Source organism: Mangrovibacterium marinum (assembly GCF_003046625.1).
Lineage (GTDB): Bacteria > Bacteroidota > Bacteroidia > Bacteroidales > Prolixibacteraceae > Mangrovibacterium > Mangrovibacterium marinum.
Window position 1 is genome coordinate 375,236 of record NZ_QAAD01000001.1, and the last position, 15,397, is coordinate 390,632.

At 48.0% G+C, this 15,397-nt stretch carries 11 protein-coding genes; 3 read left to right on the plus strand and 8 right to left on the minus strand.

The annotated features are described in order from the left end of the window. Positions 1-105: 105 nt before the first annotated feature. Positions 106-3,558: an isoleucine--tRNA ligase gene (gene ileS / locus C8N47_RS01480; RefSeq protein WP_107820736.1), complete on the minus strand. Its 3,453-nt coding sequence runs from the start codon at positions 3,556-3,558 to the stop codon at positions 106-108. 523 nt (positions 3,559-4,081) lie between these two features. Between ileS and C8N47_RS01485 the strand changes: the two genes are divergently transcribed. Then, positions 4,082-4,780, plus strand: a complete 699-nt coding sequence (locus C8N47_RS01485) for a ComF family protein (RefSeq protein WP_107820737.1) — start codon at positions 4,082-4,084, stop codon at positions 4,778-4,780. 36 nt (positions 4,781-4,816) lie between these two features. Here C8N47_RS01485 and C8N47_RS01490 read toward each other — a convergent pair whose 3' ends face one another. The 6 genes from C8N47_RS01490 to C8N47_RS01520 form a co-directional block, all read right to left on the minus strand. Then, the gene (locus tag C8N47_RS01490) at positions 4,817-5,500 is read right to left on the minus strand and encodes an SIR2 family NAD-dependent protein deacylase (RefSeq protein WP_107820738.1); all 684 of its coding nucleotides are present in this window, start codon (positions 5,498-5,500) and stop codon (positions 4,817-4,819) included. Positions 5,501-5,778: 278 nt separating this feature from the next. Further along, entirely contained in the window at positions 5,779-6,048 is a 270-nt protein-coding gene (locus C8N47_RS01495; protein WP_107820739.1) for a putative signal transducing protein, read from the minus strand. 303 nt (positions 6,049-6,351) lie between these two features. After that, entirely contained in the window at positions 6,352-6,729 is a 378-nt protein-coding gene (locus tag C8N47_RS01505; RefSeq protein ID WP_107820741.1) for a hypothetical protein, read from the minus strand. A 250-nt stretch (positions 6,730-6,979) separates the two neighbouring features. After that, on the minus strand, positions 6,980-7,993 hold the full coding sequence (locus tag C8N47_RS01510; protein WP_107820742.1) for a branched-chain amino acid aminotransferase: 1,014 nt from the start codon (positions 7,991-7,993) through the stop codon (positions 6,980-6,982). 192 nt (positions 7,994-8,185) lie between these two features. Further along, positions 8,186-8,989, minus strand: coding sequence for a DUF2797 domain-containing protein (locus tag C8N47_RS01515; protein WP_107820743.1), 804 nt, complete (start codon positions 8,987-8,989; stop codon positions 8,186-8,188). Between the two features lie 52 nt (positions 8,990-9,041). After that, positions 9,042-9,752 carry an HAD family hydrolase gene (locus C8N47_RS01520; RefSeq protein ID WP_107820744.1) on the minus strand — a complete coding sequence of 237 codons (711 nt, stop codon included), beginning with the start codon at positions 9,750-9,752 and terminating at the stop codon, positions 9,042-9,044. 193 nt (positions 9,753-9,945) lie between these two features. Between C8N47_RS01520 and C8N47_RS01525 the strand changes: the two genes are divergently transcribed. Further along, positions 9,946-11,196, plus strand: a complete 1,251-nt coding sequence (locus C8N47_RS01525) for an Nramp family divalent metal transporter (RefSeq protein ID WP_107820745.1) — start codon at positions 9,946-9,948, stop codon at positions 11,194-11,196. Positions 11,197-11,277: 81 nt separating this feature from the next. On the opposite strand, the gene C8N47_RS01530 is transcribed toward C8N47_RS01525, so the two are convergent. Then, positions 11,278-13,776, minus strand: coding sequence for a beta-mannosidase (locus C8N47_RS01530; protein WP_170111255.1), 2,499 nt, complete (start codon positions 13,774-13,776; stop codon positions 11,278-11,280). 273 nt (positions 13,777-14,049) lie between these two features. On the opposite strand from C8N47_RS01530, the gene C8N47_RS01535 reads away from it, so the two are divergent. Continuing rightward, positions 14,050-15,264 (plus strand): multidrug effflux MFS transporter, encoded by a 1,215-nt coding sequence (locus tag C8N47_RS01535; RefSeq protein WP_107820747.1) that lies wholly within the window; start codon positions 14,050-14,052, stop codon positions 15,262-15,264. The last annotated feature ends 133 nt before the right edge of the window (positions 15,265-15,397 follow it).

Here is a 15,397-nt window from a genome sequence, read left to right on the forward strand (position 1 = left end):
TAAATTTTAGTTCGTTAGTTGTATTCGAATGACAACTCATTCGGTTCCTAAATTAAAAAATATATTTGATATCCGGCTGCTTTATATGGTCAGCAAACAGCCGAATTATCTGTTTTTTTCAACAACAATCCCTGCTTCAACATCCTGATCAATTTCTACCAACTGTCCTTCTCCATCTTTCAACGAATCGACCAAACGCAATTCTTCGCAAAGTGTTTGACTACCGATATAGTCCTTGAAATTCTCAACTGCCTGATTATAAAAATCATGCTTCATAATTTTCACATTGATGCGGTCGGTAACTTCAAAGTCACTTTCCTTGCGAATATTCTGAATCTTATTGATGAACTCACGGGCAATACCTTCCTGTTTCAACTCATCGCTAATGTTAATATCTAATGCAATGGTCAGCTCCCCTTCGGTTGCCACCAGCCAGCCGGGGATATCCTCGGTTGTAATTTCAACATCGGCAGGAGTCAGCTCCACCTGCTGATCGGCCACGTTCAGGCTAAAGTTTTCGTTTTTCTCCAGCTCGGCAATGTCTGTTTGTGAGAACTGCGCTACCGAAGCTGCAATTTGTTTCATAATCTTTCCATACTTCGGCCCGAGGGTCTTGAAGTTTGGCTTGATTTTCTTTTTGATAATGCCTGCTGTGTCGGTGAGGTATTCCACTTCTTTCACGTTAACTTCGGAAAGAATGATATTCTCAACCGCCTCGAACTGCTCTTTGAAGCGACCATTCAACACCGGCACCATAATTTTGGCCAATGGCTGACGCACTTTCAGTCGCTCTTTACGGCGCAGTCCCAAAATCATAGACGAAGCACGCTGTGCAATATCCATTTTCTGCTCCAGATCTTTGTCGATCAATGCGTCGTTGGCCGTTGGAAACTCGGCCAGGTGCACGCTTTGGTCAGGCTCCAGACCAGTCAGTTTATTCAAATCGGTATACAACTGATCGGAATAGAAAGGTGCCAATGGTGCCGCTAATTTTGCCACAGTTACCAGGCAAGTGTACAGCGTTTGGTAAGCCGAAAGTTTGTCTTTATCGTATTCGCCTCCCCAATAACGTTTGCGGCTCAAACGCACAAACCAGTTACTCAGGTTCTCGTTTACAAATTCCGAAATTGCCCGACCGGCGCGGGTTGGCTCATAATTTTCCAGGCTTTCACTAACCTCTTTAACCAAGGAGTTTAGCAAGGAGATAATCCAGCGGTCGAGCTCAGGGCGTTCTGCCACCGCGATTTCGTCTTCCTCAAAGCTAAAGCCATCAATATTGGCATAAAGCGCAAAGAAGTTATAGGTATTATATAATGTACCGAAGAATTTCCGGCGAACTTCGTCAACACCACCCACATCAAACTTCAGGTTATCCCACGGTGCCGAGTTGGTCAACATGTACCAACGCAGCGGATCGGAGCCATACTTTTCGATCGTGTCGAAAGGATCGACGGCATTCCCCAAACGTTTCGACATTTTATTGCCGTTTTTGTCGAGCACCAGACCGTTTGAGATGATGTTGCGGAAAGCAACCGACTCATCAATCATCGTCGCTATGGCATGCAGGGTGAAGAACCAACCACGGGTCTGGTCCACACCTTCGGCAATGAAGTCGGCCGGGAACACCCCACGACCTTCAGCAGGCTGGTATTTCTCTTTGTTCTCGAAAGGGTAATGGTTTTGCGCGTAAGGCATCGCTCCCGAGTCGAACCACACATCGATCAGGTCGGGCTCGCGGAACATTTTTTCGCCGTTATCGGCCAACAGAACAATGTCGTCCACATACGGACGGTGCAGGTCAATTTTATCGTAATTGGCTGGCTCGTATTGACCGGGCTCGAAGCCCGCATACGGGTTTTTATCCATTACACCGGCAGCCACAGCCTTCTCAATTTCGGCAAACAGTTCTTCCACCGAACCGAAGCATTTGGTTTGCGCGCCATCTTCGGTACGCCATATAGGCAGCGGTGTTCCCCAGAAACGCGAACGACTCAGGTTCCAGTCAACCAGGTTTTCCAACCAGTTGCCAAAACGGCCGGTACCAGTCGATTGCGGCTTCCAGTTAATGGTATTATTCAGTGCAATTAGCTTATCCTTTACTGCTGTTGTGCGGATAAACCAACTGTCCAGCGGATAGTATAACACCGGTTTGTCGGTCCGCCAGCAATGCGGATAGCTGTGCTCGTGTTTTTCAACTTTGAATGCTTTATTATCCTTTTTCAGCATGACCGAAAGATCAACATCTACCGTCGAATAACTTTCGTCCAGCGTTTCGTCGTATTCGTTTTTCACATAGCGGCCACTCCACTCGCCATAGGATTGGGCATTCACATTCGATGCAACAAATGCAGAATCCATTTCTTCAATGGTATAGAAACGGCCTCTTTTATCGACCAGCGGCTGCTTTTTGCCATCCTTGTCGATCACCAACAGGGGCGCAATGCCGTTTTGTTTGGCAACACGGTCGTCATCGGCACCAAAAGTCGGAGCAATGTGCACAATACCGGTACCGTCTTCGGTGGTTACAAAATCGCCGGTTATTACGCGGAACGCATCGCCATCAGGCTTCACCCAATCAATTAGCTGCTGGTAATTTACACCGGCCAGCTGGGCTCCTGTATATTCTTCCAACACTTGGTAAGGAATTTTCTTATCGCCGGGCTTGTAATCGTCAAACGGAATTTCCGCATTTTTCGGGTTGAAATGCGAAGCCAACAGATCTTTTGCCAGGATCACAGTCATCGGTTCGCCGGTGTACGGGTTGAACGATTTCACCTTTACGTAGGTGATTTTCGGTCCAACACAAAGCGCGGTGTTCGATGGTAAGGTCCATGGTGTTGTTGTCCAGGCCATGAAGTAAAGAGGTGAGTCTACCCCTTCATACAAAAACTCCGATTTCTCGTCGCGAATTACCGAAAACTGTGCAACCGCGGTGGTGTCTTTCACATCGCGGTAACACCCCGGCTGGTTCAACTCGTGCGAGCTCAAACCAGTTCCGGCAGCAGGCGAGTAAGGTTGAATGGTGTAACCTTTGTACAGCAAACCTTTGTCGAACAACTGTTTCAGCAACCACCAAACCGACTCGATGTAACGATTGTCGTAAGTGATATACGGATCGTCCATATTCACCCAGTAGCCCATTTGGCGGGTCAGTTGTTCCCACTCTTTGGTATATTTCATCACCTCGCGACGGCAGGCTGCATTATATTCCTCAACGGTAATTTTGCTACCGATATCTTCTTTGGTGATGCCAAGCGATTTTTCGACGCTCAGCTCAACAGGCAAACCATGTGTGTCCCAACCGGCTTTGCGGTGAACACGGAAACCTTTCATGGTTTTGTAGCGGCAAAAAGTATCCTTAATGGCGCGGGCCATCACGTGGTGAATCCCCGGCATTCCGTTGGCAGATGGCGGCCCTTCATAAAAAACAAAAGTCGGGTTTCCTTCCCGGGTTGAAATACTTTTATGAAAGGTATCATCTTCTTCCCATCTCTTCAGTACATCCTTATTGATTTGAGAGAGATCTAATTGCTTGTATTCACGGAATTTATCGCTCATTAGAATCCTATTTTGACCTATTTTTTAAAAATTGCACAAATATAGGAAAAATTTGATGACCACTTCCGGAACCGAGGCTTAAGAAGACGCATTTAACATGGGCGAAAGTTTCAAGGGCTCAGCAAAAAACAAAAAGGTTGCCTGGGAACAGCAACCTTCGGGAATATCGGAAAAGGGAAAGAGGAAAATGCCGAACAACCTGCCGGGGCAGCATCATTCCAGACCAATCAACAAGAAGTTTTTTTGGGAGCCTTCGTAAGCGACTAAGGCCAAACCACTTGCTAACAGTTTCAAAAATAGAAACATTCAACCGAAACTATTTAAACTCAAAATGATATAAAAATCAATAATCTGTTAAATGAAGACGATTGAATGTTAGCACACCGTTAACAAATTCATCCGGCAAAAGATACACAATCATCTGTGCAGCAAGCCGTCTTTAACGATCGTAAATCGAATCTGTCTGCTGTCGACATCCGTTTTTTTCGTAACTTAAGCTTTTCGCCATCATACCCAAAACCGTATGACCAACATTCTAGAAAACAGCGCCCAACAATTTATCGAACTCATATTTCCGCGAAGCTGTGTGGTTTGTCAATGCAAACTCATCCAAAGCGAACAATACCTCTGCTTGCGATGCCTGCTTCAGATGCCCCGCACCAACCACCATAAACAACGCGAAAATGTGATGGAACAGTTGTTCTACGGCCGAGTACCAATTGAACGCGGCTGTTCGTTTTTTGAATTTAAAAAGGGAAGCCAATACCAACAAATCCTGCACGAGCTAAAGTATCGCGGACAAAAGCAGCTTGGCGAATATATCGGCGTGCTGTTTGGAACCAGCTTAAAAGAAGATGCCTCGATCAGCTCGGCCGATCTGATTTGCCCGGTGCCCCTTCACCCCCGCAAAGAAAAAAAGCGGGGCTACAACCAGAGCTATCATATTGCAGTGGGACTATCGCAATCGTTGGGCATACCGATCAACAACAGCAACCTGAGAAGGTGCACGCACAGCTCAACCCAAACGCGCAAATCGCGCTGGGAACGATGGCAGAATGTGGAAAGTATTTTTGAGCTGCAAAAGCCGGAACAATTTGAGGGCAAGCATCTCATTCTGATCGACGATGTTGTGACCACCGGCGCCACACTCGAAGCATGCGCCACAGCCATCCTCTCGCGCTGCAATGCGCGTGTCAGCGTGCTCACGCTGGCTATAGCCTGAGCAGTATGGTGGCTGCAATTTTAGGAGCCACGCCCCTTATTGGCCAACCAACAACTTTTTCAGCTTCACCATGCCGGCACCGGCCTTCTCCTCGATAAAAGTTACCCCTTTCATCGATATTGGCGGCCGTTCCGGATCCACCACATAAAGCGGACAGGCCGATGGCGTGTAATGCACCAGTCCGGCTGCGGGGTAAACATTCAGCGAGGTGCCGATCACCAAAAACAGATCAGCCTGCGAGGCAATGTCGATGGCCTGATCCATCGCCGGCACGGCCTCGCCAAACCAGACAATATGCGGGCGCAACAAACTTCCTTTGGGGCATTTCTGCCCCAGTTTCAGCTCCCAGCCATCCAGCTCAAGAATCAGATTCGGATCGACCGAACTTCGCACCTTTTTCAATTCGCCATGCAGGTGAAGCACCTTTGAACTTCCGGCACGTTCGTGCAAATCATCAACATTCTGCGTGATGATATGGACATCAAAATCATGCTCCAGCTCGGCCAGCAGCCGGTGTCCCTGGTTGGGCTCACAATCCTGCAGCTGTCGGCGCCGCTCGTTGTAAAACCGGTTCACCAGCTCCGGATTTCGTTCCCAGGCTTCGGGAGTGGCAACCTCCGACACATCATACTCTTCCCATAAACCACCCATATCGCGAAAAGTGCGCAAGCCACTCTCCTGACTCATACCCGCTCCGGATAAGACGACTAACTTTTTCATTGCTCGATATTTTACGTTTGAACAGGGATCAAAAATTCAGCTTGATCAAGCAAACCTTCCATCCGAAGCGCTGCTCAATCAAGCTGACCTTATTATTTAGATCCGTCCAAAGTTACAAACCGAAGTCAAAACCGGCGAATCGGGGAACAAAAAAACATACGCCTGTAGTTACGGAGCAGAGCTGAAATGGCTTTTTTCCAAACACATTCATAGTCTGGCAACTTTCGGGCAAAACAACATTTGGCGAACACCGGTTTCACTTCCCAAAGAACGAATCGTTAATGAACCTCCTTACTTTTGCTGTTTTTCACAAAATTTTCGACGATCAGCCGCGCTTCATCAGCATCGGCACTCGCCACCATGACAGAAACCGGGCCGACACCACCCGAGTCGGTATACCATGGAGCCAAAGTACCAACGTATTCATTTTTCACAAACGAATAGATCTTCGCGTCGTCGAGCATACTCTTCAGCAGGCTGGCCTGAATGTTGGTACCCGCAAAAATTTCAATGGGAAAAATCTCACGATCAGGATGTCTTGTCTTCATAATTATGCGTTTTATATCAGTAATTGCCAGTCAAATTAGAATAATTCAGGCATTTATAGAACGCTTCATGCTGTAGAAAACAAGTGTTTTTGAGCAGTTTTACATCGTAGCTTCCCGAAATATTAGCACCCTGAGTGAAAGTCACGGTATGCCGGGCGAAACCGATCGCGGTGGGTAGGCTACTGTAAAGCTTAATGAATAACCACGCCAACTTTCGGCGGCGTGTTTGCATCAACGGCGGCGACCAGGCATTTTCTACGGATTTTCGGGGGGACTCCGACAGAGAAACAATCAAATCGATCTTTATTTTAAGAGCCATTTTCGGGCAGCGTCAAGTGTGGTAAATGCCTTAGAGTGATAACCATCATCCTGGGTCTCAATCAGGATCGGGACAACAATATTCCGCGGTGTTGTGACAATTGCCGCAATGCGGGCTCCCCCGAAATAAGCCTCATTTTCTTTGTAAAACCGGGCAACCCTGGTGTACTCTGACACTTTAATCTCGAGCGTGGCGGCCGTATAATCGACTACATACCGTTTAATTCCCGGGGAAACCTCTCCCGACTGAAATGCATCGATCCAGGACGAGACCAAACATTCGAAACTGACGGGCCCTGTGTAAACCTTATACAGGATTTGATCGTTCGGGTCGTAATGATATTTACAGGAAGTGACAGCCATGAACGTTGGTGTTTTCGATTCGCAATTTCATTTATCAGATTCTTGTTTATCGCAACAACCTTCAAAAGAAGTGTTATTCAATTTACGGATAAATTTTCAAACACAACTAATAAAGAGCTAATTAAATCGAACAAACAGCACCAGCAGCCATCACAAGCCCTCGGCTTCTGTCGAAAGCAACACCCCATAATGTCAAATAAAAAGCCCCATCCACCAGGGATGAGGCTCACTTATCATTTGTTTTTATTCGTTATTCAATAATGGTTACCCAGCCGTGCACATCTTCTTCGTCGCCATATTGGATGTCTTGCAGTTTGTGGTAAAGCTTGGTGCTCCAGGGTCCCGGATCGAAGCCATATAAGTACTCTTTATCCTGATCCTCGTCGTAAATTCGCTTTACCGGCGAAATAACGGCTGCTGTTCCGCAGGCGCCAACTTCTTCGAAGGTTTCCAGCTCTTCCACGGGCACTCTGCGCCGCTCCACTTTCAAGCCCAAATCCTCCGCCAGCTGCATCAAACTCATATTGGTAATGGAGGGCAAAATAGACTCCGATTTTGGAGTAATATAAGTATTGTCTTTAATGGCAAAGAAGTTGGCCGGGCCACATTCATCAATATATTTCTTTTCGCGGGCATCCAGGTAAAGTACCGCCGAATAATGCCCCTCTTTGGCTTTTTTACCGGCAACAAGACTGGCGGCGTAGTTGCCCCCCACTTTATATTTACCGGTTCCAAGCGGTGCTGCCCGGTCGAACTGGCGATAAATCACCAACTCGGTGGGTTTAAATCCTTCGGGAAAATAAGGCCCTACCGGCATTACAAAAATGATGAACAAATACTCCGGAGAAGGTCTTACTCCGATCTCGGGAGCTGTCCCGATCAGCAAAGGACGAATATATAAGGATGCTCCCGATCCATGAGGAGGCACAAATTCCATATTTTCTTTCACGGCCAGACGAACAGCATCGCAAAAAAGATCAACGGGCACTTTCTCCATCAAAATACCTTCGCTGGACGATTGCATCCGGCGGGCATTTTCCTCCATGCGAAAAACACGAACCTTGCCGTCTTCTCCCATAAATGCCTTCAGGCCTTCAAAAGCTTCCTGTCCGTAATGCAAACAGGTCGCGGCCATGTGTAAATTGATATGTTCCGAATCGCTCACTTCCAATGGTCCCCACTGACCATCTTTGAACCAACAACGAATATTGAAATTGGTTTTTCGATAACCAAAACCAATATTTTTCCAATCGATATTTTCCATAGTTACTATAATATTATAGGGCCCCTTAATCAACAATCAAATAAACGAAAAAAAAAGTTGACAAGGAAGATCGAAAGTCCTTATTCGCCTTAAAATTAAATGTTTTAGAAAAGAACTCTAAAACAAGCAGTTGCAATATGAAAGCAAGCAGCCACACCTGGCTTCGATTCGAAATAAAAGCAAAACTTCAGCCTACGATTCGAAAGTGAGCGTCAGAAAATAGCCGTTATGCTTGCGGATATTGAGCACCCGGCCGCCATCCAGCAACAGATATTGCCCCTTTATCCCCTGTAAATTTCCTTCAATAACGGGCTGCTTGTCGAAGCTGAGGCTGCTTATTTTTGATGGATATTCGAGCACCGGATACTGGAGATGAACGACCTCGTCCTGTTCACTCCGATATTGCTGCAGTTCGGCGGGCAGTAAACGGAGTGCATTCTCCTTTTCTTCAACTAACTCCAGGTTTTCGGCGACATGATTTTTCAACATATCGCGCCAATTGGTTTTATCGGTGAAATACTTTTTCAGAAAAACCTCGGCAACACCGGCAATATGGCGGTTGGGTGTTTTTAGCAGGCGAATGGCATACGAAGCGCCCTGATCGATCCAACGTGTTGGCACCTGATGATGGCGCGTAACACCAACCTTTAGCTCGCGCGATACAGCCAAATACACAAAATGGTCAATCAGGTCGTGCTCTTTGGCCCATTCCGGATCGCGGGCCAGGCCAAATTCAGCTTTCGACAACTCGGGGCGCATAACCGTTTCGCTCGCCTCGGGGGCTGTTTGCAGGCAGGAGTAACAAAATCCCTGGCCGAACGAAGTTTTTGTTTTTTTCCCACATGATATGCAGTTGATCTGCCCGTCGAACTGCATGCGGATATATTTGCCCAGAAGGGCGTTCATATCGATTTCCTGATCACCGATGCGAAAAAAGTACTGAACCGGATCAGCCAACTCAGCACGCATCTTCAATATATTTCCTTGGTATTCCATAGTTTAAAGGCAAAAAATTACAAGTAAAAAGGTAAAAGGAAGACGCTACATGTTACTCCTCCGCTTTTTCAAACAAATCCAAAACGTCGTGAATTTGTTTCAGTTCAAAGAAGCGGTCACTTTGAATGTCTTCCGGGTTCATCTGTTCAAAAATCCAAGTGGTGTAATACGGAATATGAGCCGCATAGCCGCCCAGCTCAATCACCGGCAGCACATCCGATTTCAGCGAGTTGCCGACCATCAACAGTTGCTCTGCCGGAATATCCAGGTGGTTGAGCAATTCGCGGTAATTCTCCTCTCGCTTGTGGGTCATAATTTCGATATGGTGAAAATACTTCAGCAGGCCCGATTTCTTCAGCTTTCGTTCCTGGTCGAGCAAATCGCCTTTGGTAGCCACCACCAGACGGTACTTGCCATAGAGCTTATCCAGCAGATCGACGATGCCGTCCAGTAGAATCACATCCTTTTGCAACATCTGTTTGCCAATGGCAATGATGGCTTCAATCTGTTCGGGCCGAACCTGCTGCTGCGAAACCTTCAGCGCCGTTTCAATCAACGACAAGGTGAAGGCTTTAATGTCATAACCATAAAGCTCCATATTTTGCATTTCAACCCGAAACAACGCACTCATGGTTTTATCGGGTTCTTCAAATTCAGCCATCACCTTGCAAAACGCCTTCTCGGCATCGCGGAAGAAATTCTCGTTTTCCCACAAGGTGTCATCCGCATCAAAGGCAATCACTTTTAGATCGTTCAAACTCATCGTCAAGTCCATTCAATATTTAAGACTCAAAAGTACGAAGTATATCGCGAACGCCGGCGCTTTGGCCGCCAAAGTTCTGAAACAAAAAATACAGCTCCCTCCGGCAAAACCGAATCTTCGGGCGCAATTTCGGTGCATCCGTAAATTTTTCGCCATTTTTGCGGTTCAGTTCCCAGCAACGAAAAATCAGTTTATGAAAACAAACTTTTGGAAAGCCCTTGGCCCCGGAATTATTTGGGCTGCTGCTGCTATTGGCGTGTCGCACCTGGTACAGAGTACCCGCGCCGGCGCCGACTACGGATTTCAACTTGTTGGCGTGGTAATTATCGCGAACATCCTGAAATACCCCTTTTTTCAATACGGTTCGCGCTATGCCATTGCCACCGGCGAAAGCCTGATTGACGGCTACCGGCGCATGGGCAAATGGGTGGTTGCCTTGTTTCTGCTGCTCACCATCGGCACCATGTTTACCATCCAGGCAGCTGTCACTTCCGTAACGGTGGGGCTGATCAGCTCGGTTTTTCATTCTCCATTGAGCTACATCCAGTTCGCCATTTTACTGCTGTTGCTTTGCGCGGTCGTCGTGCTCATTGGTCATTTCAAAACCCTCGACCGCCTGATCAAATTTGTGGTCGTCATCCTGTCGCTATGCACCGTCACCGCACTGATTGCAGCCTTTCTGAAAAGCGATGTGCAGACCGTCATCGATAACCAGGCTCCGTTTGAGTTTTCAGTTGGGAACGTGGCCTTCCTGATTGCCCTGATTGGCTGGATGCCCACCGCGATCGACATTTCGGTGTGGAGTTCGCTGTGGACGCTCGCCAAAATGAAAGCCACCGGTTATCGCCCAAGCTTGAAAGAATCCTTGCTCGACTTTAATATCGGCTACATCGGCACCACCCTGTTGTCGCTCGCCTTTTTGGGGCTGGGAGCCCTGGTGATGTTTCATTCGGGTGAAAGTTTTGCCAACGGGGGCGTGCAGTTTTCGAACCAGTTGCTGGCTTTGTACACCAGCTCCATCGGCAACTGGTCGTACCCGATTTTGGCCGTTGCGGCTATTGCCACCATGTTTAGTACCACGCTGACGGTGCTCGATGCCTACCCGCGGGTGCTAACGCCGATTTTGGAAGTTTTCATCCCACGAGTCGAGTCGAAGTTGTCGGAAAACAAGCTGAAATTTCTTTGGATGGCTATCCTGATTACCGGCGCTGTGCTGCTCATCTCAGTCTTCGCCGACCAAATGAAATTACTGGTCGACATTGCCACCACGCTCTCGTTTATCACCGCGCCCGTTTTAGCCGTGCTGAACCTGAAAGCGGTCACCGCGGCACATGTTTCCAGTGAATACCAGCCGAGTCGATTTATGAGACTCTTCTCGTGGTTCGGAATCATCGTTCTTTCGCTGTTCGCTCTTTACTTTCTGTGGTTGAAGTTGGTTGGGTGAAGTAGTGCCAAGACTAATAAGAAGAAAAAAAGATCCGACCTCTTCCCAAGATCGGATCTTTCCATTTTATCCGGTATTTAATCAATACGAACTGTCGAGTGTTTGCAGGGTCAACACGTCGTTGAGCGTTTCCTTGGAGATGGCTGTTTTCAGGTGCACCGTCACCTCCTGGCCGGGGAACAAATCGAAATAATTATCGGAGAAGAAACCATCCTCGTCGCCGATGGTCAGGAACAGGTTCTTGGCCAGTTTATCCGATTTCAGCGTGATATCGTAACCACCGTCAACCGCTGCAATTGATGATTCAACCGTTGGTTTGGGCAGGTTCAGATCTTTTACCGGGCTGAAGAAAAACTCGTTGGATGACAACAACTGACCGCCATCGTACAGCTCAACCACAAACAGCTGGTTTTTGCTGTCCTTATCTTTCAGGAAGGCTTTCTCGTTCACGTCGAAGTAATCAGCCGACGAATTGGCTGCTACCGTAACAGGCTTGTTTTCTTCCCAAATCACTTTGCCGTCAAAATCGATCACCTTCATTTTCAACTCCGCCTGAATGTCTTCCAGCTTGTCGTTCACCACGCCCACTTTAAACTGGTCGCCCGTGAGGTACGGCGATACCAAAACCGGGGCAAAACCTTTCTTCACATAGTATTGCAGGGCTTTCCAGCGCTGGTAATAGTCGGTTGAGCTCCACGAAGCAACCGGCCACACATCGTTGATTTGCCAGTACAAACTACCCATGCAATACGGCATGGCGCGGCGGTGCCCTTCGACGGCAAACTTAATACCTTCCGCTTGCAACAGGTGGTTCACGTACAGGAACGACTCAAAGTCCTTCGGCTTTTTATAGTCCTGCAGCATATAGTATTCAATAGTCTCGTTGCCGATTGACGAGCGTTGATGCGAGTTCATCACTTCCGACAAAATATCGTAGTCCTCGGGCGTAGCGTACTGTTTCACCGACTTCAGCTCGGGGAACGACTGGAAGCCGTACTCACTCATAAAACGGGCAATGTGTGTGGCGTAGTTCGGAAAGGGCTCCTTGCCCCACCAAACGCCCCAATAGTGCTCGTCGCCATTTTTGAGGTCGGCCGGGATACCGGTTCCCGACGAAGGGCTTGATGCCCAGTAGGATCGTTGTGCGTCGTATTTTTGCACTGCATCGGGCAAAATTTCGTGGAAAATTTTCTGATAGGTCGCATAAATGCTATCGGCGTTGTCCTGACTTTTGGCTTCCTCAGCCCTTTTCCAGCCCCAGTCGAACCAGGCCGCCAGAATTTCGTTGTTGCCGCACCACACACCCAAACTCGGGTGATTGCGCAGGCGCTTCACATTGTCCTCGGCTTCAGCCTTTACATTATCCAAAAACTCGGGATTGCCCGGAAACATGGCGCAGGCAAACATGAAATCCTGCCAAACCAAAATCCCGGCTTCGTCGCACAAATCGTAAAATTCGTCATTCTCGTAAATACCGCCGCCCCACACCCGCAGCATGTTCATGTTCGATTCTTTGGCTGTGTTCACCACGTTTTGATACATCTGGTGCGTTACCCGCGAGGGGAAAACATCGTTGGGAATGTAGTTGGCGCCTTTCATAAACACCGGCACACCATTTAGTTTGAAGTAAAACGAAGTGCCTTGTTCATCCTGATCGCGAACCAGCTCCAGCGTACGAATACCGATGCGGTGGCTCAGTTCGGTTGTTTGCCCATCGATATCGAGACGGGCAGTAATGTTGTAGAGCGGTTGTTCGCCCAAGCCATTGGTCCACCACAGCTTCGGGTTGGCAATTTCAAACTCCAGCTTATTCAGGCTGATGCCTTTGCTCAGTTCAAATTCGGAAGAAGCAAGTTCAACTCCATCCGCCAGGACAGTGATGGTCGCGGGTTTGGCTTCCTCAACATCCAACTCAACCAGAGCCGAAAAAGTGGCTTTGTCCTTCGTCACCTCGTGTTGTACGATTTGCAGATCGTTAATTTTAGCTTCATCCCAGGCCTTCAGGTAAACCGGGCGCCAAATCCCGCTGGTCACCAGGCGGGGACCCCAGTCCCAGCCAAAATGGTAACCGGCCTTGCGGGTGAAAACACTCACACGCTTGCCGCCTTCAACCTCGCCAATTTCAGCCAGGTCGTTTGCCGAAACCGGAACGACATAGGTATAAGCGTCGTATTTTTTAATTCCTTCGTTGATGGGCGAACGGAAGGTAATTTCCAGTTCATTGTTGCCTTCTTTCAGGAAAGGCTTTACATCGAGCTGGTACTCGCGGAACATGTTATCGGTTGAATCAACCAGGTCGCCATTGATGCGAATGTCGGCATAGGTGTCCAGTCCTTTAAAGTCGAGCATCACCCGGTCGTGTTGCAACAGGGCCGCATCGGCATCAAAAGTGGTTTTGTACACCCAATCCTTTTTATCGATCCATTGCAGTTTGCGTTCGTTCAACCGGTAGAAGGGATCTTCAATCTTGCCGTTGGCCAGCAGATCGGTGTGCACACAGCCCGGCACGATAGCCGGCAGCCAATCATCGGTGCCACTTTCGGCAAACTGCCATCCACTGTTCAGTTCCTGATTAATCATGAGTTCTTTGTTTTGGGAAGTGCAGCTTTGGAATAAACAAGCCACACTCAAAAGGAGTAAATATAAGCTTTTGGCCATAGAATAATGGTTTAACTGGTTTTAGTTTATCATGCTTTTGACGGGCTAATTTCCGAAAAAGCAAGGAATTTTCACAGAGTTAATTGTATTTTCTACAATTTGACTAAAACATCATCATTTCGTTAAGGTTTAGGGCCACTCGACTGTACGACTGTCTGTTATTGCTATTTTTGTGTCGTAAACACGTATTGATTTATGACGAAGAGATTCTTGATTTCGCGGGACAACCGCTTTTTTATTGCCCAAATCACCTTTTTGCTTGCCCTGCTAACCTCCCTTTCGCCATTTGCAACCGACACCTATATTCCGGCCCTGCCGGCCATGTCCGATTTTTTCGGGGTACCGATTAATCTACTGGAAGTATCGCTGACGGTTTATTTCATTGGGGTTGCTGTGGGTCAGTTCTTTGGCGGGCCACTATCCGATTCGTTCGGGCGCAAGAAAGTCGCCCTAAGCGGTGTGCTGCTATTCTCAATCAGCAGTTTGCTGGCGATCTTCATAACCGATGTGCGGATCTTATGGCTTTTGCGTTTTATACAAGCCATTGGTGGTGGCGCTGCCTCGGTGGTGAACATGGCTTTTGTGCGCGATTGGTTTGAAGGCAAGGATGTCGCCCGGATCTCGTCGCTGATCGGGATGATTATGATGCTGGCGCCCCTGGCCGCTCCGGTTATTGGCTCGTTCCTGCTACTGAGCCTGGGCTGGAAATCGATTTTTGTCTTTATGTCAGCTGTGGCGATGCTCACCTTTTTCCTGTTCATCCTTTTTATGCCCGAGTCGCGGCACCCGCAACATATTACCCACCGGCTTACCGCAACGCAACTCATCGGATCGTACCGCAAAATATTCAGTTCGCCTAAAGCAGTGGCCCTGGTGCTGGCCAATAGTTTCGCCGTAGCGGGTATGTTCGTCTTTTTGACCGGTTCTTCTTTTTTATACATCGGATTTTTCAAAGTTGATGTGAGCCTTTTCCCGATTTATTTTGGCGCTAATGTAGTGATGAACGTACTGCTCACCTTCCTGAATTTCCGCCTGGTGAAAACCATCGAGCCGGCCAAGATTCTGCATGTCGGGCTGCTTCTTCAGCTGGTTTCCGGTCTTTTGCTTTTCTTTGCTGTACGCGCGGCCGAACCAAGCTTGTGGCTGGTATTTCTGCTGATGGTTTCCTTTATTGGCAGCCTGGGACTAATTTTCTCGAACACGGTTGCGCTGGTTATTAATCAGTTTCACGAGATCTCGGGATCGGCCAATGCTGTGATTGGCGTTATTCGCTTTGCCTTTAGCGGCGCGGTTGGCTCGTTGTTAGCCGTATTTCACACCGGCGACTTGATCCCCATGGGAACCATCATGGCGGCTTGTACCCTGATGGCCTATCTGCTCTTCACCGCTTCGCGATTCGCCAGGCATTGATCAAGCGCAGTCCTCGTTGTGGTGAACCACATAGGCACACAGAACACATCGTTCTGGTTTAATGTGGCCAGTCTTTCTTTCTAACCACAGAGGGCACAGAGTTAGACACAGAGTTTCACAAAGGGCTCAAATA